This window comes from Nostoc sp. JL23 (assembly GCF_017115065.1).
Taxonomy (GTDB): domain Bacteria; phylum Cyanobacteriota; class Cyanobacteriia; order Cyanobacteriales; family Nostocaceae; genus Nostoc; species Nostoc punctiforme_A.
In genome coordinates, this window is sequence record NZ_JABXKN010000019.1 from 11,892 (window position 1) to 34,432 (window position 22,541).

Genomic DNA, 22,541 nt, shown 5'->3' on the forward strand with positions numbered 1-22,541 from the left:
TCACGAATTAGAAATTACGAATTAACTTGCTAGTGCTTCCTGAATGGCATTATTGTAAATAACGCGACCAGGAGTTGTGTATATATACTGTGAAAGTACATTGCCCTTAGCGTCTTGTCTGACTCGACGGAACTTATAGAGTAATGTGCGGGTACCATCCTCGTTTTCCGTCACTTTCACGGGTTCTGTATCCGGTTGGTCTGATTCTATTTCGCCGTCAAACCGCACATAGATATAGGCGTGCAAGTCAATTTGATCTTGCTGGAAAGCCATAATTACATCCTCTAGCGAAGAAAAGTAATTTCCTGCCCCTTTTGTCGCACCGGGATTTTCTGCTGTTAAATAATAGGCTCCCAACACCATATCTTGGCTAGGCGTGATGATTGGTTTACCTGTGGCTGGTGACAAAATATTGTTAGAAGCCAACATCAACAACCGCGCCTCAGCCTGACTTTCTAACGACAGAGGGACGTGTACCGCCATTTGGTCGCCGTCAAAGTCGGCGTTAAACGCTGGACACACCAGAGGATGAAGTTGAATTGCTCTACCTTCTACCAAAATCGGTTCAAAAGACTGAATACCCAAACGGTGCAACGTTGGTGCCCGGTTTAGCATTACAGGGTGTCCTTCAATCACCTCTTCCAGCACATCCCAAACACTGGGATCATTGCGGGATATCAGCTTTTTCGCAGCTTTGATGTTATTTACCATACCGCTACGAATCAGGCGGTTAATCACAAATGGTTGAAATAGCTCAATTGCCATTTCTCTAGGCAAACCGCACTGGTGAATTTTCAGCTTTGGCCCGACCACAATTACCGAACGTCCAGAGTAGTCAACCCGTTTACCTAACAAGTTTTGTCGGAAACGTCCTTGCTTACCCTCAATAATGTCGGACAAAGATTTCAGGGGTCGATTATTTGCCCCTACCACAGTGCGTCCCCGACGACCATTGTCAATCAAAGCATCCACTGCTTCTTGCAGCATCCGCTTTTCGTTCCGCACAATAATTTCTGGTGCCAAAATTTCCTGTAAGCGTGCCAAACGATTGTTGCGGTTAATTACCCGCCGATACAAATCATTCAAATCGCTCGTGGCAAACCGTCCGCCATCTAGCTGCACCATTGGCCGCAAGTCCGGGGGAATCACGGGAATAACTGCCATTACCATCCACTCTGGTTTGGAACCAGTGGCGATAAAGTTGTCAATCACCCGCAGTCGCTTAATGAGCTTGGCTCTCTTTTGTCCCTTGGCGTTGCCAATTTCTTCGCGTAGGCTTTCGGCTTCTTGTTCCAAATTGATATCGGCAAGCAAACGCAACAGCGCTTCAGCACCAATACCTACCTCTACGCCTTGCAGCACAGAATCTTCGCTATAAATTTGGTCTTCTATTTCCAACCACTGGTCTTCACTCAGCAGTTGTTTGTAACTTAAAGTTTCGGCATTACCTGCACTCAGGACAACATAAGAGTTGAAATAGACAATCTGCTCGACATCCCGCAAGGGCATATCCAACAGGATGGAAATATAGCTAGGAATGCCTTTGAGATACCAAACGTGAGCTACTGGTGCGGCGAGTTTAATATAGCCCATACGGTGGCGACGCACCCGTGACTCGGTGACTTCTACCCCACAGCGCTCACAAACAATACCTCTATGACGAACTCTCTTATACTTGCCACAATGGCATTCCCAATCTTTCGCTGGGCCAAAGATGCGCTCACAAAATAAGCCATCCATTTCTGGCTTGAGAGTTCGGTAATTAATCGTTTCTGGCTTGGTAACTTCACCGACTACTTGACCATTAGGCAATGTTCTTTCGCCCCACTGCCGAATGCGTTCGGGGGAAGCCAAGCCGATTTTTACGTAGTCAAACTGATTAGTTTGGGCAGGTCTCATACTTAAGTGCTGAGTTTCGAGTTATGAGTTTTGAGTATATTTAGTTTTACAACATTGGGAACGGGGCATTGGGCATTGGGCATTTTTCCCAATTCCCGATGCCCGATGCCCGATTCTCTAATTCTTATTCGTCATCTTCCAGCGATTCGCGGGAAAGAGATTCATAAGTTGGTCGAGGAGGTGTGCGACGGGCTGATTGGTCTGCCATCAAATCGACTTCCACATCTAGGGAACTGCCGTCTGCTTGGGTTTCTACCTTGTGTACAGCAATATCCAACCCTAATGATTGCAACTCGCGCATTAGCACCTTAAAGGATTCTGGGGTTCCAGGTCTAGGAATTGCCTTACCTTTAACGATCGCATTTAACGCTTCATTCCGTCCTTGCATATCGTCAGATTTAACTGTGAGCAATTCCTGTAAGGTGTAAGCCGCACCAAAGGCTTCCAATGCCCACACTTCCATTTCTCCAAACCGTTGACCACCTTGTTGTGCTTTACCACCCAAGGGTTGCTGAGTCACCAGTGAGTATGGGCCTGTAGAACGGGCGTGGATCTTATCATCCACCAAATGCACCAGCTTCAGCATATAAGCCACACCGATGGTAATTGCTCGGTCAAAGGGTTCGCCTGTACGACCGTCATATACCATGATTTTACCTGGATTATCTGGGTTATATACCCAGTCTTTCCCTGTTTCGTCACGTGCTTCTTGCAATTTGCCATGCACAATACGGCGCGATGACTCTTCACCGTACATTTCATCAAAGGGAGTAATCTTAAATCGGACTCCCAAAGTTTGACCAGCCCAACCCAAGAGGCACTCAAATACTTGTCCGACGTTCATCCGACTGGGTACACCCAAGGGGTTAAGTACAATATCCACTGGTGAACCATCGGGCAAATAAGGCATATCTTCTGCCGGTAATATCCGAGAAATAATCCCTTTATTACCGTGGCGTCCTGCCATTTTGTCGCCAACTTGGATTTTGCGTTTTTGGGCAACGTACACCCGGACTACCATATTGGCTCCTGGTGGTAGTTCATCGCCTTGTTCACGAGTAAACAAGCGTACATCAACTACGCGACCTTTTTCACCGTTGGGGACTCGCAGGGAATTGTCGCGCACATCCCGCGCTTTTTCACCGAAAATCGCCCGTAATAGTTTTTCTTCTGGTGGTTGGTCAGATTCACCTTTGGGTGTTACCTTACCCACCAAAATATCTCCCGCTTCTACCCATGCCCCAATGCGAATGATTCCTTGTTCATCCAACTGACGCAAGGCATCTTCCCCAACGTTGGGAATTTCTCTGGTAATTTCTTCTGGTCCCAGTTTTGTTTGTCTAGCTTCAATTTCATATTTTTCAATGTGAATTGAGGTGTAGACATCATCCTGCACCAGTCTTTCAGAGATTAAAATTGCATCTTCGTAGTTGTAGCCTTCCCAAGGCATATAGGCAACGACGATATTTTGTCCTAGCGCCAATTCACCGCCTTCGGTGGAGGAGCCGTCAGCCAATACCTGACCAGCAACAACCCGTTCACCAATGCGGACGAGAGGTTTCTGATTTAAACAGGTGTCTTGGTTTGAGCGTTGATACTTGGAAAGGGTGTATCTAATTTCGGAGGTGTTAGGTTTAGGACGGACGCGAATTTCTGTAGCATCCACATAAGTAACATCGCCATCGGTACGCGATACAACCACCATCCCGGAGTCTCTTGCTCCTTGCGCTTCTAAACCAGTCCCCACTAGAGGACGCTCTGGCTTAAGCAAAGGTACTGCTTGCCGTTGCATGTTCGACCCCATCAGCGCTCGGTTAGCGTCATCATGCTCCAAGAAGGGAATCATGCTGGTTGCTACCGACACAATCTGTACGGGAGATACTGCTACGTAGTCCACCTGTTCTGGTGTTGTGGTGGAAAATTCTTGACGATAACGGACTGGCACTAGTGGCCCAATAATGTGTCCGGTTTCATCTACAGGAATATCTCCCGGGGCAACCCGCAGATCGTCTTCTTCATCGGCTGTCATGTAGGCTGGAGGCAGATCAAATCTGACTCGCCCATTTTCTACAGGTCTAAATGGTGTTTCGAGGAAGCCGTACAGGTTAACCCGTGCATGGGTTGCTAAGGAGCCAATCAATCCGGCGTTGGGACCTTCTGGTGTCTCAATGGGGCAAATACGTCCATAGTGGCTAGGGTGAATATCCCGCACGGCAAACCCAGCGCGTTCGCGGGTTAAACCACCAGGGCCAAGGGCGCTTAGACGGCGTTTGTGGGTCAGTTCTGCAAGAGGATTGGTTTGATCCATGAACTGACTTAACTGGCTGGAACCAAAGAATTCTTTAATTGCTGCTACCAATGGTTTGGGGTTCACCAAGGAGGCAGGGGTTAGCACTTCAGCATCGGATACGGTCATCCGTTCCCGAATGATTCTCTCTAGGCGGTTTAAGCCTACTCTTACTTGGTTTTGCAGCAATTCACCGACGCTTCTCACTCGACGGTTGCCTAAGTGGTCAATGTCATCTATGTTACCGATGTCATATTCTAGATTGATCAGGTAATCTACGGCTGCCAAAATATCGCCAGCAGTTAACACCCGCATGGTGTCTGGGACTGAAAGGCGCAATTTCTTGTTGAGTTTGTACCGTCCAACGCGACCAAGGTCATAACGTTTCGCGTCAAAGAAACGAGAGTCTAGCAGTTGTTGTCCACCTAAGACCGTAGGTGGTTCACCAGGACGCAGTTTCCGATATAACTCCATCAGGGCTTCTTCTTCAGAAAATTGCCCTTCTTTTTCGATGGTTTTTTGGAAATATTCGGGGTGGCGTAAGGCATCAAAGATTTCGTTGTCTGATAACCCTAAAGCTTTTAGTAGTACCTGCGCTGAGAGTTTACGGGTTTTGTCGATACGTACCCACACTAAATCGTTACGGTCTGTTTCAAATTTCAGCCATGCTCCCCGGTTGGGAATTAAGCTAGCTGAATAAGTACGTCGCCCGTTTTTGTCGATTTCTGATTTGTAATAAACGCCTGGCGATCGCACTATCTGGTTGACAATTACCCGTTCGGCTCCGTTAATAATAAACGTGCCGCGATCGGTCATCAAAGGCAAATCACCAATGAATACCTCTTGCTCTTTGATTTCCCCGGTTTCCTTATTAATCAACCGTGTGGGAACATACATTTGGACGGCATAAGTACTATCCCGCCGCTTGGCTTCTTCGACGCTATACTTTGGCTCCTTGAGTTTGTAGTTATGACCCAAAAAGTGCAATTCTAATTTGCCCGTATAATCTGTAATAGGACTAAAGGAGTTAAGTTCTTCTATCAGCCCTTCTTCCAAAAACCAGCGAAAGCTTGATCGCTGGATTTCAATCAAGTCGGGCAACAGAAAGGCGGGTTCCATATATGTTTCTTTAGTCATGCCTCTTCCTTTGTCAACCTGGTAAAATTTTCCCTTGGACACTGCTGTTTGACGCTTCCCACTGCTAGCCAGTGCCCTTGGCTGTCTGGGAATTTTTTCTTAGACACTTGTGATTTACCTCTTTGGGCAAAAGCAGCGATTAAATCTGGCTGGAATGAGCAATTTTCACAAGGAAGCAATTGCCCCTAATAAGGGACTAAGTAATGGGTAATGGGTACTATGAAAGCATGGTAAGAGTTCCTGAAAGTCTTTTCTCTTTGCATCTCATGCCCAATAAAGCCAATCGCATCTCCGACAGGAGAAACTACGCCTAGCTTGCTTAAAAGCAGGGAGAAAAATCGGCAGAACCACCCAACGCCCTGGCTCCCCAATGCCCATTTCAAATAGAATATCCAGTTAAAATATTCCTGAATTTGATTTACTTTCTTCACTTCCCCTCCAAAAAGCGCGTTAATTTGTTGACGCAGCTCCACACAGTGTGTTTTAAATCCACCCCGCTGTTTATACTCTCAGTGATATTTTAGATATCCTAAGACTGAGGGAATGATCCGCACCTTGTCGATTTTGAATCAGAATCACTTCATTTTGCTTGATTGTACTCACAAGGCAATTTTTGTTTAACGATTTTGAATAGGTTCAATACAAAGTAAACCGATGTTGTGCAAAAGTCTAGCTCAATTTAGGTTGGCACAGTTAGTCATGTGTGAAGAGCATCCGCTTGTAGAGATATTGAGGATGGCCAAGCCATAACAGCATGGAAGATTAAGATGAGAACTTATATGCTCCTTCTTTTATCATTATGACGCAAGCAAAATGTTTTTGAGGGAATAATATTAGCATATTTTTGTCCCCCTACAGGTTTATTTTTTTTACACAACTTAACAAAAGATCCTAGAACACATTTGATATTGACAACCCGAATAATTCACAGGCATTTTGGGTGGTTTGATGGGCGATCGCTTCTACCGTTTCATGACGCAGTTTAGCTACTTGCTCGGCTACATAAAGTACGTAGGCAGGCTCGTTGCGCCTCTCGCCTCTTTTCGGAACTGGAGCGAGAAATGGGCAGTCTGTTTCAATCAGGAGGCGATCGCTACTTACCATTGCAGCTGAGGATTGGATTGCTTTGGCATTTTTGAACGTTACCGTACCGCTAAAGCTGATATAGAAGCCTAAATCGAGAAACCATTGGGTTTCTTCTGGCGTTCCTCCCCAGCAATGCATCACACCCCGCACTCTTTCTCCCTTAAGTTCCCGCCATTTTTGCAACACTTCTCTGGTTGCTACAGCAGCATCGCGGCAGTGGATAATTACTGGTAAATTGAGTTCAGATGCGATCGCCAACTGGGACTCGAAAACCATATACTGTTGTTCATGGTTATCAGCTTTGTAAAAATCCAGCCCCATTTCCCCAATTGCTACCACATTTGAGTCAGAACTCGCTAAAGTTTTGATTTTCTCAGTTGTCTCGCTATTCCATTTATCAGCATCTAAAGGATGTAATCCTACAGCAAAACTAATTTCGGGAAACTCTTGGGCTATGGATTGAATACTGGAAAACTCCTCTGGGTGAACACAGGAATGCACTAAATGCACTACACCAGCTTCTTGCCACCGCGATCGCACTGTTGCTAAATCCGGCTGGAAACTATCAAAGTTAAGATGTACATGGGTGTCTATCAGTTGCATCTTTTGTCCTTTGTTGTTTGTCCTTCGTCATTTGTCGTTTGTTTTGTTACCAATGACTAATGACTAAGGACAAATGACCAATGACTACTCAGCTATTTGTGTGAGAGGTTTTAGTCTGTGAGCTAATCTTGACTTTTTCCTTGCCCCATTGTTAGGGTGAAGAACACCTCGTTTGATCGCCTTATCAATTTTGCCGTAAGCTTCGGATAACCGAGCCTGCGCTTCTTGTTTTAATTCTGGGGTAGGATTAGCTGTATAGGCAGCTACAGCATTGATGTATTTCTTCATCAGCGTCTTGACTGCTGATTTGTAAGCTTTATTACGCAGTCGGTTACGTTCTGCGATTTCGGCACGCTTGAGAGCAGACTTTGTATTCGCCACAGTCAATTCCAAAAATACGGTTATTAATTATGTACACACACTACTAGACTTACTAATATAGCATCCAAATTGCCAATGTTATAATTTCCTAAAAAAATTATGGGATTAGGTATTGGGCATGAATGAAGAGAAATATTAGTATTAGTTCCATAGTCTATACTCGCCAATTCAGCATTTCGTCAATTGAGGAAATGCGTTAAAATAAAATACATCTAAATAACTGTCACCCTAACTCATCACAAACTGATTAAGCAATGTGATTGCCAATAAATATAATTTGTCCGTAAACCAAATGTATTATTTAGAGGCAGGAACTGTAAAGAGCTAAATTTCAGGGATTCTCAAGTATAGAACCGAGATATCGTGCCTGTACACAAATTAACTACTAAACAGTTAGGAAAATAAGTAAAAATTATACTCAGACCCTACCCCCCACAAGAATTGAGGGAAAGGGTGTTGTAAGGGTAGCGGGAAATGGCATACCTGCTTCCTGCCTATGGCCAGTCAAGGCTTGTCGGATTGAGCAATTAAGTAGCCTTTTCAAGCAAACTATACGCTGGTAGCCTTGAGAGTATCAAAAAAATCCAGGTTAAGCTAGAGAAGAGAATTAGAGTCAGCTTGTACACCCCAGTGGGTTAAGAGCAATACTAAATCTCAGGTGGCAATATTATAATTTTGGCATTGTCCTTACTCCATGCTGCGAATTATTACTCAGCAGGCAGACGTTAGAGCAGAACTACAACGGATCTGCGATCGCACCCATGACGAACAGGTGCTTCACAAAGAAGCAACGGTGCGGGAAATTTTGCAAACAGTGAAGCGCCAAGGCGACAAAGCTGTATTGCATTACACGGACGAATTTGACAAACAAACCCTGAAAGCAGAAGAACTCCGAGTTACAGGCTCGGAACTGGATGCAGCCTATCAGCAGGTATCAAAAGAGTTGTTGAGCGCAGTTCGGCTAGCTTGTCGCCAAATTGAAGCATTTCATCGTCAGCGAGTACCGAAAAGCTGGGTACACTTTGGTGACGATGAAGTAGTACTGGGCAAACGCTACACCCCTGTAGACCGAGCCGGGTTGTATGTGCCGGGTGGCCGTGCCGCCTATCCCAGTACAGTGCTGATGAATGCAATTCCGGCTCATGTTGCTGCTGTACCCCACGTGGTGATGGTAACACCACCAGGCCCAGGGGGTGCAATTAACCCAGCAGTCTTGGTAGCTGCCCAAGAAGCAGGGGTGCAAGAAATTTATCGCATTGGGGGCGCACAAGCGATCGCCGCTTTAGCTTATGGTACAGAAACGATTCCGAAAGTGAATGTGATTACTGGGCCTGGTAACATTTATGTCACCCTAGCGAAAAAACTTGTCTACGGAACCGTCGGTATTGATTCTTTGGCAGGCCCCAGCGAAGTGCTGGTGATTGCCGATGAAACCGCAAATCCAATGCATGTAGCTGCTGACTTGCTAGCCCAAGCTGAACACGATCCAATGGCGGCAGCGATTTTGCTGACGACAGATGCTGCTTTGGCGAAAAACGTACAATTAGCCTTGGAAAGACAGCTAGTTGATCATCCACGGCGAATAGACACAGAAAAAGCGATCGCTCACTACGGCTTAATTATCGTCGTGGAATCGCTCCAAGCAGCAGCAGAACTCTCAAATGAATTTGCCCCCGAACACCTGGAATTAGAAGTCAAAGACCCTTGGGCACTCCTACCACAGATTCGCCACGCTGGGGCAATCTTTTTGGGTTACTCAACACCAGAAGCTGTAGGAGACTATTTGGCAGGGCCTAATCATACTTTGCCAACTTCTGGTGCTGCCCGCTATGCCTCAGCATTGGGTGTTGAAACTTTCCTTAAACACTCTAGTATTATTCAATACTCCCAAACCGCACTGCAAAATGTGGCTGGTGCTATTGATGTGCTAGCAACAGCAGAAGGTTTACCTTCCCATGCTGATTCAGTCCGACGCCGAATTCAGCAAGAAGAGTGATTTGGAATGCTTAATTTTTTCTGATAAGCCAGTGCTGAGTAAAAATCCCAGTCCCTAGAAAATTTTCATGCGTGGCTGTGAAACTCGTTTCATCGGGACTGGCTTGAGTCACGCTTTAAGCGTCCACAAGTCGGGCATTGCCAATAGACAGTAGTTTATAGGAGAGGAAAAGCCTCTCCCATAAACTCATGAAAAGCTTCTCCAGAAAAGTTGCTATAACCCGTTCTTATTAAAGTGTTGTAAAGCTCACTGACCTATAGCGTAGCTTTAAATCTATAAACTAAGTTGTCAGATAAAAAATTAGTTTCGTGTCACTGACGACTAATTTTGCTAGATACTTATGTATGTAAGGGGTCTACTCTTTAGGAGACGAGAGCAGTGCTAAATAGTGTTTTGGTAGCTCTGGACGGTTCGGATATTTCAGAACGAGTAATTCAAGCTTTAGATAATTTGGTGTTTTCAAAAGACGCCAAGGTTATTCTCTGTCATGTGTTTCTCACACCAGAGTCAGAAATGGAACTACCTGCTGATCGCCCTCAGCCAGAGTCCCCAACGTTTTCTTATTTTCATATTGAAAAGCAACTGCAATTATATCAGGAAAAGTTATCAGTTAGAAGTGAGTTAGAGTTAGTAACTGGCGATCCCGCTGAAGAGATTATTCGTCTTGCCAATATTTATAAAACTGACTTGATTATAATTGGCAGTCGGGGGTTGATGGGGATGAAACGAATTGTTCAGGGTTCTGTTAGCAGTCAAGTTGTAGAAGAGGCTAATTGTTCAGTGTTGGTCGTAAAACCAAGGTAAAGATTTGCAAGGGGAACCAATGGCTATAACCAGCCCAAGACTAAATTCCCATAAGTCTAGAAAGTGGTCAACATTGTGCATTAGGGTTTAAGAATTTTAACCCATAGAATTCTGTGTTTTCTGCGTCTGGAGTGGTTAGATAAATTACTTTTAAACCGCAGACGCACAGAGGAGGACACTTGCGTGAGTGGGTTTCCCTACTTGAGCAAAGTGTCCGTGGCGCAGAGAGAAAAAGAGATTTTTCGAGTCACCTTGAAAGGGATAGCCATAGAGACAAGGAGAATCCCGTTTCTACGTTCAGTCGATTCAACGTTCTTGAGTTGCTAAAAACTGACGCAAGCTCAACAAGCTGAGTGTTTGACCCAAATTCAAGGGCAAAATTGAAATTCCTTCCAAGCGGGACTGTACCCAACCTTCTCCCCAGTACCATTCGTGGAACCCGTCAATGCCTCCGCTGAGTACTAAGCGGAGGCAGTTGGATTTGACAACTTTTACTTGATGATGAATCGCGACTGGCCCAGTCCAGGTTGTAAACTGGAATCCGGGAAGCAGTTCTTCTGGCATTCCTGGCGCAAAACGTTGCCCTAAAAGCCATTTTTTTAGTTGCACGGGATGCAGCAGACTATCACGAATTGCATCTGTTGATGCTTCGATTTCGATCCGCAGTTGGCTTTGTTGAAAATTACCCAGCATTTTTCTCGGATTACCTAAAGATTAAGACATCGCTATTTCTAATATTGCAAATAGTTTTTGTCATTAGTCATTAGTCCTTTGTCCTTTGCAAATAACTAATGACCAATGACCAATGACCAAGGACAACCATTTATTTGCGTAACACCCCACTACGTGACTTTTCTCGCAGCAGAGAACTTAGAATAGAAAAAGTGAACTTGTTAAGAAATGTAAGGTTATTCATGGCGGATCAGTTAATTCGTGCAACAGCAGCCGAAGGTGGAATTCGTGCCGTAGGTGCGATCGCCACACGTTTAACAGAAGAAGCACGGCAACGTCACAAGCTTTCTTATGTGGCAACGGCAGCACTGGGTCGGACTATGACGGCGGGTTTGTTAATGGCTTCTAGTATGAAGCGAACTGGATCGAGGGTGAATGTCCGCGTTAAGGGCGATGGGCCTTTGGGTGGCATATTAGTAGATGCAGGCTTAGATGGTACGGTACGCGGATATGTCGGGAATCCATCTGTAGAATTGCCTCCCAACGCCAAAGGTAAATTAGATGTTGGTGGTGCTGTGGGTGGCGGCTACCTCTACGTTGTGCGGGATATCGGTTATGGTTATCCTTACTCTAGTACGGTAGAACTAGTTTCTGGCGAAATTGGTGATGATGTCGCTCATTATCTCGTGAATTCCGAACAAACACCTTCGGCTTTAGTTTTAGGTGTGTTCGTGGGAGCAACCGGAGTAACTGCTGCGGGTGGATTACTGATACAAATATTGCCCAAAGCTGCCAGAGACGAAGCCCTAGTAGAAACGTTGGAATCACGGGTTGCTGGTCTAGCAGGATTTACGCCGTTATTACAAGCTGGGAAGACCTTACCTGAAATCTTTGGTGACTTATTGGGAGATATGGGGTTGGAAATCTTTTCCGAACGCCAAATGTTGCGCTTCCACTGTGGTTGCTCTTTTGATCGCGTTTTGGGGGCACTGAAGATTTTGGGAGAAGCTGAACTGCAAGATATGATTCTTAAAGATGATGGTGCTGAAGCAACTTGCGACTTTTGCGGCAACGTCTACCAGGCAAGTAGCGATCAGTTAGCTCAACTAATTTCCGATTTGCAAGCCGAATCTGCTGTTTGAGGATACAGTATAAAATAGCACTGATTTTTGAGATTGATAATGGTACTCTGGGGAGAGAGATAATCAAAAAAGTAGCTTTTTAATGATGAGAAAGTTACTATGTCAACAATGGAATTATCAACCTAAAACAGAGCGCTATTCAATTATTTTGGTGTGAGAGATGACAGAGCGGGATATTCCAGACAGTTGGTCTTCAGCCAGTGGAAGAGAGCCAGATCAAAACAAAAGATTATCCCGAACAGAACAATTCGGTGAAACTCAGCCATTTGATGTCCCAGCTACTGGTTCTAACTCCAAGTCAGTGAAGCGACGAAAAAAAAACCATACGAAAGGATCATCTATAAATAGTCATTCACAAGAAACTGCCCAACTCAGTAGTACTTCTGGGAAATGGCCACGCTGGATGAAAAGCTGGACATTCTGGCTAGTACTACTAATGTTGATTCCCGGCAGTGTAGGATTCTTGGCAATGGCAATGCTGCTAAAGTTGCCAACTGCTCCTAATTGCCCATCGATTTTCTGGCCGCTAGCTAGTGCTTCTGTGCGGCTACATTGCGCTCAGTTAGCGGCTTCTAAGCAAACAGTGAACGACCTATTGCAAGCGATCGCTCTGGTGAAGCAACTACCACAAAATCACCCGTTGCATGGAGAAATCGATCGTTTCATCGAAGAATGGTCGCGGGATATTTTGAAGCTAGCCGATCAAAGTTTCCAAACCGGAAATTTAGAGGAAGCGATCGCTACTGCTCAGAAAATACCCGAAGATGTAACAGCTTATAAATTAGTAGATGAGCAAATTGGCAAATGGCAGTCGATTTGGTCGAAAGCTGAAGCCACATACAATGGTGCGATCGCTGAAGTAAAAGAACGGCGCTGGCAATCGGCGTTCATGTTATCCGCTAAAATGCTGCGCGTAGACAATCAATATTGGGCGGGTACTAAATACGACCAATTGAATCGTCTCATTGCCACAGCACGAGAAGATGGCGATAAGTTAGGAAAAGCCGAAAGTTTAGCAAACAGCAAAGTAGTCGATAATTTATTAGAAGCGATCAAGTTAGCCGAGTCCATTGGTCAGGAAAGTTACCTTTACCAAAAAGCTCAGGAAGCGATCCCGGCATTTGGACGCAAAATGCTGGAATTGGCACAGGCGAAACTAGATAAGCAGGATGCGGATGAAGCGCTGAATATTGCTAGGCAAATACCGGAAAGTACCAAATTACAAGGCCAAACTGATGACTTTATTGCCATAGCTGACGCCAAAAGGAGTGCTTGGATCGGTAATGTTTCTGGTTTAGAGGCAGCGATCGCTCAAGCACAACAAATCGATCCTTCCAGACCAGTGTATAACGAAGCACAGCAACTAATTGCTCGTTGGCAGTTGGAAATTGAAGATGTTGCCCATCTCGAAAAAGCAAGAATATTGGCTAGCCAGGGAACAGTCCCTAATTTAACAGCAGCGATCGCCCAAGTACAGCTGATTCCTGCTAGCAATCCTAGAGGCACAGAAGCTAGGCAAGAGATCGGTCGCTGGAATGCCCAAGTGGAGACAATTGAAGACCAACCTTACTTAGACCGCGCCGAACAGATAGCAATATTCGAGGATATTAACTCCTTGCAAGCTGCGATCGCCCAGGCCAGCGAAATTCGTAGAGGTCGTGCATTGTATCCAGAAGCACGGAAAAAAATTCGTACTTGGGTAGGAAAGATTGAGCGAATTCAAGACCAACCTTACTTAGATCAAGCACAAGAACTGGCCCAGAGTGGAAATCTCACCGCCGCCATTAGCACAGCTCAACAAATTGCCTCATCGGGAAGGGCGCTTTCACAAGAAGCACAAGCTGCGATCAATGACTGGGAAGGGCAAATCCGCACTAGAGAAAATTGGAAAAAAGCCCAGGAAGTCGGGGCTGCTGGCACTCCAGAAGCCTTAGTTGAGGCAATACGACTGGCGGATCGAGTTTCAAACAATAGCATCTTACGTATGGATGCAAATCAGGCTATTGACCAATGGAGTCAGCAATTGTTAGAAATAGCACGCACTCAAGGTCAGTCTGATATTGCTAGAGGCATTGACATTGCCAAATCGGTTCCACGCGGTAGTGCTGCTTACAGTGCAGCGCAAGAGCAAATTAAGGCTTGGCAAGATTTTCTCAATCCTCAACCTGAACCTCAACCTTCGTCTGTGCCTGAATCTCTACCATTTCCCCGCTCAACTACCATTAATGGTCAGTGATCGTCTTATTAGAGCAATTTTCAAGTCAATAGACCACAGTGTGGCTACTCACTGAGCATCTCAAGATCGCCGATAGTGAGCAGTATTACTAATCTTTATCCTCAGCAAGAGGTTGTTTGAAAAGTTGTAAAGTATATATCTTAAAATCTCTTTGCCAGCCTCTCGCCGAAAGGTCAAGAGGGTTTAAAACTCAATTCTCTTGTAGGGAATGGAGGTGAGGAAAAGTTAGGTTTTCGAGGCTTAGATGTTACAAAAATACTTTTCAAACATCCTTTAAGCTCGACTTTATCCAAAATTAAGAACTCGCTTTCTTTATCCGGCGAAAACCCTAGCTTTTTGGCAAATACTTTTTCCACGTCACAGATTATAGATGAAGTTAAAAAAGTAAAACTACTGCCCTACAAAGGTTTCAGCTTAAGCGTTCGTGCAACGACTCCGCAGGAGTATCGCGTTGCCAAAAAAATGGATAAAGTCGAGTTAAGACTTTAAATTTTCTTACTCAAATAAGGACGAAGCTATAACCAGAGACAATCTAGGATTAAGTCTTCAATTCTTAACTGGGTTTCTGGCAAGTGGATTGCTGCCAAATAACTTGATGATGGTTTCAGCAAATTCTTTATTATCGTAAAACTCATGCATCAAAGTAATAGGTTGGGAATAAAGTTGATCGCTGGAAAAGATCGACTTCCAATCTAGTTGGGTGTTATTAACAACTCCAACATCTTTCATCTTTTTGAGGAATTCATAAGCAATCAACCCTTGACCAATTGCAGATGGATGAATCCCATCTAAACTAAATAGTCCACCTTGTCGTAGTCGTCCAGTTGTGTCTGCATGGTAGTATTTTGTATTGACCTGGGGATAGACAAACTTGAATTCTTCTGGGAATTCATACTGCACTTGTCCAGCATTACGCTTGAAGGCAATTTGTTGTAAAGCATTGGCAAGATCGACAATATGATAACGCGGTTGCGGATACTGACTGTTCTTACTCTTGACCAGTTCTTTGATTACTTTATTGTATGTGCGAATACAGTCATCAATGTAGAGGGCATCTTGTAGCGTTAAGTATAAGGTTCCGGTTTCTCTAACCGTATCCTCTTCAAAGGGGAAATAAGTGTAGTATTTGTAGTAAGCAGAAGGTTTATCCTCTCCTGGCACATCAATTTCAGTAATTGAACCTACGCCTTTTGCTAATGGCGCAATAGTTACAAGCGGTACTGTGCCAATGAAGACATTCCAATTAGGGTTGGTGTTATTTTGCATGATTGCATCAACCCGATTGAGCAATTCTCGATATTCAGCCTCGAAATCATTGGGATGCCACAGGTTCCATTTTTCTCTTACCTCACGAAATGATTGGGGATTTTGACCTGGGTTATTAAGAGTCTGATTTGGGTCATTGGGAGTTTGATTAATTTGTAAACTGATCACAGTTCCAAGGGCATTGTTTGCTCCTAACCAGAGAATTAAATTCTCAACTCCCCCTGAAGCGGTTGCATGATGATTCAACCAATCAAGTTGGCTATAGTCGTTAAAAAGAGGATTTAAAGACGGGTTGAGAACTTTAAGTGCAGTTCGATAGAAGGCAGCATTGGGCAGAGCCAAAAACCCAGGCTTGCCATCTCCTTTGTCGTTACTAAGTTTAATTTGATACTTGCAAATATTGGGTGTTATCATCCAAGAATCAGCAATATCAAAGCCCTGAATTGCTACATTGTGGAAGAATTCAATTCCTCCTGGATAAGGGTGTTCAGCACTACCGGCTCCCCGTTCAAAGAAATCTTCAGTTTCATCAAGTACAGCTTCAAAAGTTGGCAATATGGTCAGCCAATCTAGGGCGTTGATATCTGAGCCATATTTTTTCTCCAAACGCCGGAGAATCTTCTCAATATTGGCTGGTAGTCCGCCCATTAACCATTCAGGATAGAGATATTGAGTACCAACTGCTTGCCCCATTGACCTAGCAATCAAAGTTGAAAAACAAAGGTCTGTCCGGGCTGCTGCCAAAGACATAAAGCCTTGAGAAACACTGTCACCAATTGTAAAAAGCCTCATTTAATACCTTCTTTATTACTTTTTAAGTGTAAAGACTAAGGTAAAAGTCCTGATTTTCAAAGTATATTCGGAATTTGACTATATTTTAATTTTAAAAAGTTTTAATTTATCTTTTTCGAGAAGCGTATAAGTCAATAGGCTTAGGTTAAGAAAAATTGCGCTTACTGTCTTGAATATTAGCAAAGCCCAACATATACCTTGGTCATGTTGGGCTTTGCTCGTCAAACGCCATTTGACGTGAGAAGAAACTGCTGTTAGAGATACTACGCGGATAAGTCGGCGAAACTAACAACAGTTCCTTCTTTCCAAGGAAGACGCTGGGTGTAGCTTGCTTCTAGATAGGAGAGGAAACCTGCCCTTAGCGCCTAACTCCCCACTACCTTCAGATGTGAGATGAGCTTAAACTCTTTATTCCTCCATCACTCTCCCCATTCTTTAATTACAGAAAATAGTGATGAGTAATCATCATCGGCAAATGACATTTTCACGGCTGTTTGCAAGATTTGCCGCACACCTTTAATACTGCTGAGATCCAAACTTCGAGATTTCGCTTCTGAGATAAATAATTCCGTATCTTTGAGCAAGTGTTTTGTGGGGAAATTCGGATCGGCATAATTGCCATCTAACATCCGTTGTAGCTTTTTGTCAAAGGTAGGTGCGTAGAGGGCACTGTCGCGCAAGATTTGCATAAACACATCCACATCGACACCTTGACGCTGGACAAAAGCTAGACTCAGAGCAAAGCTAGTTGTTAGAGAAGCTATTAGTTGATTTAGTGCCAATTTAAGCGCCGCCGCAGATCCCACTGGCCCGATAAGTAAAGGTTCTGTGCCAAAATTTTGGAGTAACTTTAAGTGCCGTTGATATTGTTCTGGCTCGGCCCCTACCATAACACTCAACTTACCAGCTTTTGCTTCTGGGATACTCCCTAATACGGGGGCTTCTAAATACTCACCACCACCCCCAATAACTGCATCTCTAATTTCCTGGCTTTCTGTGGGCGTAATTGTTCCCATTTGAATGATTGTGCGCCCTTCCAGAGTTTGCCAAGCAGTATCTGAAAGCAACACATTATAAATAGCTGGGGCATTAGTCAACATGAGAATTACGCACTCAGCAGCACGAATGGCGTGGCGGGGATGTGTAGCAATTTCAGCCCCAGCTGCTTGTAGTGGTGCTAATTTTTCTGGGGTACGATTGTAGGCAACTAGCTGTATATCTGCGGCTAATAACCTTTGAGCCATTGGTAGTCCCATCAGTCCAGTTCCCAGAAATGCCACCTTCATTTTTTACGTTCCTTTAATACAGCGTCACCGATAGCGATCGCATAGCAACTCTTAGAGAGGCTGCGCCAACGCTTAGAGCAAGTCATTGAGCTTCATAGCCCATTATGAACATCGCATTGTTTGATTTAAATTTAGTGGGGAAGTAGTTATTTGAAATTTAAGATACAATCCCAAATCCCAGTTTTCTTACTCCCTAACTCTGGCAATCAACCACCGGCAGCAAAAGTCAACATAATTATCACTGAAAGTAAAATACCAGGGGTAAGTAGTGTTACTAGCATTAACAGGTCGTGAGTGGACATAATTATTACTTTGGTAGTGTGTTTAAATTTACAGTAATCACTGTTATGCTAGTCTAAATAAGGCTGATACTGCATTCTTAAATAGAGTTTTAACTTTTCTTTCTTTACGCTTACTCTGGCAGAATCAATCCTTTTAATGGTTGAGAAATTTCTGTATTGTCCAGACCTTTGCTCTGAATTAAGACTCCAAAGCCGCCGAGTCCTGTGGGATCTATAAGTTGGTGTAGTGCATCCCGATGCTGTAGTAACTGTGAGAGAGGTTGCTTTTGCTCGGAAAGGGCTGCAATCCGATCGCCTAACCCCAACGCCATCAAAAATAATCCCTGCTGGATAAAACCAATATTCTTTAAATTGCACCGTTCGCCCCAGCGTTCCAAAGCTGTAAAGTCAACATGGGCAGTGATATCTTGTCGCCCAATATTAATATAAGGGTTGTCATGGTAACGATGATGATAATAACACTGTAGTGTTCCCTGCGATCGCCTGGGATTATAGTAACGGCTGGCGGGGTAGCCATAATCAATTGTTAACACATAGCCGCGCTGCAAGCGGTCTGCTACTATACTCAACCAGTCTAGAGCAGCTAAATTAATTTCACTACGGTAGCCATCTGGATATGCACTTTGGGTAAAGTTCATTTCCACTAAGTCTAAATATTCAGCCAGTTGGGGCGTTGAAGGTTCTCCTGTGACTTCTATAAATGATGGGCATGGGGCATGGGGCATGGGGCATGGGGCATTGGTTTCTTTCTCATTCTTATCTGTGGTTACATAAATTTCTCGGAGTTCTCCCGTTTCTAGGATGAATTGATGTACGGGGAAGGCATCTACTAACTCGTTAGAGAAAAAGCAGCCTGCGATCGCATTTGGTGGTATCTCCTCTAAATTACACCAACGCACAGGGAAATCTTCTAAGCGTTGCTGCTGTTCTTGTCTTAAAGTTGGGGACTTTTCAACAATGATGTACTCTAGCGCTGTCAAAAAATCTGGGTAGTGCTGTTGATGATATTTAAGGATATGCAAAGCTAGCAATCCTTGACCTGCTCCCATTTCTACCAGAGAAAAGGGTACAGGTTTTCCTAAAATCTCCCACATTTGCAAAAATTGTTCTGCTAGTAACTCACCAAAGTCAGCACAGAGGTTAGGAGAGGTGAAAAAATCACCACCTTTAAAGCCAATTTTGAGGGCATCGCTGGAATAGTAGCCGTATTCAGGGTGGTATAGTGCCAAATCCATGAATTGGGCAAAAGTAATTCGTTGTTGAGGACTGGTGGTAATGTAATTTGCGATCGCTGCACACAGCAAAGCATTGGAATCCATAAAATCTTTCATTGTCATGTTAGCCTGCTGGTCGCAGTAAGCGGATAAACCCTTCTTGCTCGAAATGCCGATCGGTAGACAATGCCTCTGTAATCCCGCGGCATTAGTACAAAACTCAACGCATCACACAGAGAGTAAGTTTTATCCTCGCGCCCCATTAAAAGATCGACTGCTGTCCTGTGCAATGACTCATCTACCCAAACCGTTTCTATGTCTGGGTTATCCAGCAAGTCAACCACAAAAGCAAGGACGGATGAACGCGGAAAACGCCTTGCAGTACCTAACGCGACGTACTCAGCAATAATATAGCTGTGAGTTAATCGGATTGTTGCTCTTTTATAGGCAGCACTAGCTTCAGTATGCAAAGGCTCAGTCTGATAGTGCAAACAAAGCAATCCAGAGGTATCGAGGAGCATTAACCCTCCTCGTGGTTACTGGCATACTCTCTCACCAAATCTGCATCAATGCTTTCATTGTTCAGATCAGTGGTGTGTTCGAGATTAAGTGCCCCAAAATGGCGTTCAAATCTGGCTCGTGCTGTCTCCTTTTCTGCTTCAGACAGCAACAATTTAAAAACTTGGCCAAACTGTTGCTCTAGCAACGTTGCAGCTAGCCGTTCAGGAGGAACGCCAATTGCCTCAGCCTGTCGCTGAATCGCGGCGAAAATCTGATCGTTCAGTTCCAGTGTCAGAAGGTGAGTCATAGAAGTATGGAACATGGCTAGAGGCTATGGTAATTATAGCTTTGCTTGTTTGAAGCCCGAATTACTAAAACCCTTACGCAATGGTAATTACAAATTAAGCGTAGCGTCTCGCACAGAAGCAGTGCTAGCCACTCACCAACGACACCAGCACACCATTGGGATCGCGAACACGAGCAATCATTTGTCCCCCAGGTTGAGATTTAGGGGCATCTAGTGTTTTAGCACCAGCACCGATCGCTCTCATGTAAGCGCTGCCAACATCGGGGGTAATAAATGATATCTGAATTAATGTCGGTGGTTGTGTGGAATCGTTGGCATGAAAGCCACCAGGAAATAATTTCTGTGCTTCGCTACTTGAAGAGAAAGCTAATGTAGTGCTGCCAGTTTCGATTTCCGCCCAGATAGATTGTCCTTTATCCTGGAGAGTGCGACGAACCAGACCAAAAGCTTTTTCGTAAAACTCAACCGTTTTAACTACATCGTCTACCCAGATGACCGTGTAACCAAATTTCATAATTCTTTCTCCTTATCTAGAAAAAATTGAGGGTTTGAAACCCACGGAGGTGGGTAAAGCCTTGTGTAGACGCGGTTTCTAACCGCCCTTTTAACTACGAATGACGAATGACAAATGACGAATTATTTTAGCTCTCCAAAATATTACGATCTGTTGCTAAAGTTTGCGCCCCTGTTTGCATCATTTCTATATCTGATGGCGACCAATCATGAGGCCCTTGACAGTAATGTGCTACTAGCAATCCCCATAATCCTCTAGGGATGACAATTGGTACAACCAAGTTAGCGCGAACTTGCAAATTGCGGAGAAAATCTCGGTGACAAGGCTGGATTGGTTCTAATTCAATATCAGCGATCGCCTTTACCCGTCCTGCTAAGTATAAACCAGCATACTCGTTGTTAAAACAATCATCTGGGCCAGTGGAACCAAGTATTGAAAATTCTTTAGAACTCAAAGATTCAAAAGTCACTTGTCCTTCCCACTGACTGTAAAAATAATACAACACCACCCGATCAACCTGAAGCGATTCTCTGAGTTGATTTGTTGTTTGCCGGACTAACTCATTTTGCTCTATTGACCTGACAAGGCGATCAAGCAATTTTTGCAAACCCTGCTCGCGGCGATCGCGGCTATGGTTAAATTCCGAGTGAGGATGAATTTGCACGGTTTTAAAATTACGACTAGGTAAATGCTGCCGGATTTATATGGTAATTTATTAGACCTTATTTAAATACAAAAATGTATTTATAGCAGCAATTCAATTTTAACGAAACATAATCGGAGTCAACCTTTTTAGGAAATTTAAAATAAATTATTAAGAAACTACAATTTTTAATTCTTACCAAAAATAATTCAAAATTATAAATTTAGTATTAAGAATTTTGGAGATTTACAAATAATATGTTTTGTCTTTCCCTAGCTTGAGGCAATAAATATACTTCAAACTTTAATGTAACAATTTAGTTTGTATTCCTCGTTACAGATATTAGAGGATGTTTGAAAAATCCTTTTCATGGTAGCAAAACGTTTTACCCCACCCTAACCCTCCCCTTGTAAAGGGGAGGGAACTAGATTTCCCCCCTTTGCAAGGGGGGATTGAGGGGGGTAATTCGATTTGTGTGTACACCATAAAGGGGTTAAGGGAATCAATAAGTGCAAAGATACAGCAAATTACTTTTCAAACAACCTCTTAGTCATACTGATAGTATTCTTTGTTTCCATACTCTGCATGAGAACGAGAGACTAACGAGAGACTAATTCTGAGTTTCCAAACATTGGCACAAACTTACGGTAAGCTGACAATGCTGCTTCTTTAACAGTTGCATTCACAATCGGAAAGGTAGTGAGGATGTAGCTAAATTCTTCTTCAGTAATAAAAATTAGGAGATTTTCATTTATAAGTTTAGTAACTTCTTGATGAATAGCAACTCTCACTTTAGCTTCTGGGATGTTTCCATCTGCTGCGGTGACTTCAAAGATTGCAACACCTGAGAGTTCAGCAATTTTCTGATACTGATACGTCTGGTTATCAATCTTTAAGGTTTCAGGTTTTTGTCTTGAGGGTTTAGACCAACCTAATTCTTCTATAAATAAATCACTAAATTGAAAGTTATATAGTAAATCGTGTGTTATTTGAAAATTGAGTGACATAATTTACCATGCTTGGGAAATAAAAACCAAGCATGGTAAATTTGCCACTCAGAAAATAAATCTGTGGCTCCAAAAATTAAGTCCGCGCTGGCGGACTTCAAGAAATCCTGTTTATAGGAGTTAAATTTTTACCATGCTTTTTATACTTTATAAATCCTTTACATTTAATTAGGCTGAGAAGTTATACGTAAAAATTATCAATTTCTCTAAACGTCGGCTTTATTTGTTTGTCCGTGATTTTTTATTGTCAAGTATATTTGCGGATTACTTTATCAAAATGCCTAATTGCTTTATAAAAAGGTCTGTTTACTTTCTCAAAACACTGAAATGCTTTCTAAAAATAAGCTTTTACTTATTCAAACCCCAGTTTGCTTTCTCATTTCAGTGTTTTCCGCAAGCAAAATGAGCTTTTACTTATTCAAACCCCAGTTTGCTTTCTCATTTTGGTGTTTTCCGCAAGCAAAAT

The 22,541-nt window shown here is 43.6% G+C and carries 18 protein-coding genes; 4 read left to right on the plus strand and 14 right to left on the minus strand.

Annotated features, from left to right (window positions below; genetic code table 11):
* Nucleotides 1–21: 21 nt before the first annotated feature.
* The 5 genes from HWQ42_RS02610 to rpsT all read right to left on the minus strand — a co-directional run bounded on the left by HWQ42_RS02610 (nucleotide 22) and on the right by rpsT (nucleotide 7,393).
* Nucleotides 22–1,899 (minus strand): DNA-directed RNA polymerase subunit gamma, encoded by a 1,878-nt coding sequence (locus HWQ42_RS02610; protein WP_179072683.1) that lies wholly within the window; start codon nucleotides 1,897–1,899, stop codon nucleotides 22–24.
* A gap of 124 nt (nucleotides 1,900–2,023) precedes the next feature.
* On the minus strand, nucleotides 2,024–5,323 hold the full coding sequence (rpoB, locus tag HWQ42_RS02615) for a DNA-directed RNA polymerase subunit beta (protein WP_292729815.1): 3,300 nt from the start codon (nucleotides 5,321–5,323) through the stop codon (nucleotides 2,024–2,026).
* Nucleotides 5,324–5,508: 185 nt separating this feature from the next.
* Nucleotides 5,509–5,796 (minus strand): hypothetical protein, encoded by a 288-nt coding sequence (locus tag HWQ42_RS02620; protein WP_292809042.1) that lies wholly within the window; start codon nucleotides 5,794–5,796, stop codon nucleotides 5,509–5,511.
* A gap of 418 nt (nucleotides 5,797–6,214) precedes the next feature.
* A complete protein-coding gene (locus tag HWQ42_RS02625; RefSeq protein WP_292809044.1) occupies nucleotides 6,215–7,012 on the minus strand; it encodes a TatD family hydrolase in 798 nt (265 codons plus the stop codon).
* Nucleotides 7,013–7,096: 84 nt separating this feature from the next.
* Nucleotides 7,097–7,393, minus strand: a complete 297-nt coding sequence (gene rpsT / locus HWQ42_RS02630) for a 30S ribosomal protein S20 (protein WP_292729807.1) — start codon at nucleotides 7,391–7,393, stop codon at nucleotides 7,097–7,099.
* Nucleotides 7,394–8,087: 694 nt separating this feature from the next.
* Here rpsT and hisD point away from each other — a divergent pair.
* Both hisD and HWQ42_RS02640 read left to right on the plus strand, forming a co-directional pair.
* A complete protein-coding gene (gene hisD / locus HWQ42_RS02635) occupies nucleotides 8,088–9,389 on the plus strand; it encodes a histidinol dehydrogenase (RefSeq protein ID WP_292809046.1) in 1,302 nt (433 codons plus the stop codon).
* 378 nt (nucleotides 9,390–9,767) lie between these two features.
* The gene (locus tag HWQ42_RS02640; protein WP_194045649.1) at nucleotides 9,768–10,193 is read left to right on the plus strand and encodes a universal stress protein; all 426 of its coding nucleotides are present in this window, start codon (nucleotides 9,768–9,770) and stop codon (nucleotides 10,191–10,193) included.
* A 306-nt stretch (nucleotides 10,194–10,499) separates the two neighbouring features.
* Here the strand turns inward: HWQ42_RS02640 and HWQ42_RS02645 are convergent, their stop codons facing one another.
* Nucleotides 10,500–10,886 (minus strand): hypothetical protein, encoded by a 387-nt coding sequence (locus tag HWQ42_RS02645; protein ID WP_194045651.1) that lies wholly within the window; start codon nucleotides 10,884–10,886, stop codon nucleotides 10,500–10,502.
* 221 nt (nucleotides 10,887–11,107) lie between these two features.
* Between HWQ42_RS02645 and hslO the strand changes: the two genes are divergently transcribed.
* Both hslO and HWQ42_RS02655 read left to right on the plus strand, forming a co-directional pair.
* Entirely contained in the window at nucleotides 11,108–12,007 is a 900-nt protein-coding gene (gene hslO / locus HWQ42_RS02650; protein ID WP_094350038.1) for an Hsp33 family molecular chaperone HslO, read from the plus strand.
* Nucleotides 12,008–12,167: 160 nt separating this feature from the next.
* Nucleotides 12,168–14,243 (plus strand): chromosome segregation ATPase, encoded by a 2,076-nt coding sequence (locus HWQ42_RS02655; RefSeq protein ID WP_292809050.1) that lies wholly within the window; start codon nucleotides 12,168–12,170, stop codon nucleotides 14,241–14,243.
* Nucleotides 14,244–14,789: 546 nt separating this feature from the next.
* Here the strand turns inward: HWQ42_RS02655 and HWQ42_RS02660 are convergent.
* The 8 genes from HWQ42_RS02660 to HWQ42_RS02695 form a co-directional block, all read right to left on the minus strand.
* Nucleotides 14,790–16,301 (minus strand): hypothetical protein, encoded by a 1,512-nt coding sequence (locus HWQ42_RS02660; protein WP_292809052.1) that lies wholly within the window; start codon nucleotides 16,299–16,301, stop codon nucleotides 14,790–14,792.
* A gap of 419 nt (nucleotides 16,302–16,720) precedes the next feature.
* A complete protein-coding gene (locus tag HWQ42_RS02665; protein WP_292809054.1) occupies nucleotides 16,721–17,587 on the minus strand; it encodes an NAD(P)-dependent oxidoreductase in 867 nt (288 codons plus the stop codon).
* Between the two features lie 412 nt (nucleotides 17,588–17,999).
* A complete protein-coding gene (locus HWQ42_RS02670; RefSeq protein WP_292809065.1) occupies nucleotides 18,000–19,208 on the minus strand; it encodes a class I SAM-dependent methyltransferase in 1,209 nt (402 codons plus the stop codon).
* A gap of 14 nt (nucleotides 19,209–19,222) precedes the next feature.
* Complete coding sequence (locus HWQ42_RS02675; RefSeq protein ID WP_292809056.1) at nucleotides 19,223–19,624, minus strand: VapC toxin family PIN domain ribonuclease; 402 nt, start codon at nucleotides 19,622–19,624, stop codon at nucleotides 19,223–19,225.
* Nucleotides 19,624–19,911 (minus strand): hypothetical protein, encoded by a 288-nt coding sequence (locus tag HWQ42_RS02680; protein ID WP_292809057.1) that lies wholly within the window; start codon nucleotides 19,909–19,911, stop codon nucleotides 19,624–19,626. Before HWQ42_RS02680 ends, HWQ42_RS02675 begins: the two co-directional genes overlap by 1 nt.
* Before the next feature lie 124 nt (nucleotides 19,912–20,035).
* A complete protein-coding gene (locus HWQ42_RS02685) occupies nucleotides 20,036–20,425 on the minus strand; it encodes a VOC family protein (protein WP_292809059.1) in 390 nt (129 codons plus the stop codon).
* A 127-nt stretch (nucleotides 20,426–20,552) separates the two neighbouring features.
* Nucleotides 20,553–21,089: a GAF domain-containing protein gene (locus tag HWQ42_RS02690; RefSeq protein ID WP_292809061.1), complete on the minus strand. Its 537-nt coding sequence runs from the start codon at nucleotides 21,087–21,089 to the stop codon at nucleotides 20,553–20,555.
* Nucleotides 21,090–21,667: 578 nt separating this feature from the next.
* The gene (locus HWQ42_RS02695; protein ID WP_292809063.1) at nucleotides 21,668–22,075 is read right to left on the minus strand and encodes a hypothetical protein; all 408 of its coding nucleotides are present in this window, start codon (nucleotides 22,073–22,075) and stop codon (nucleotides 21,668–21,670) included.
* Nucleotides 22,076–22,541: the final 466 nt, after the last annotated feature.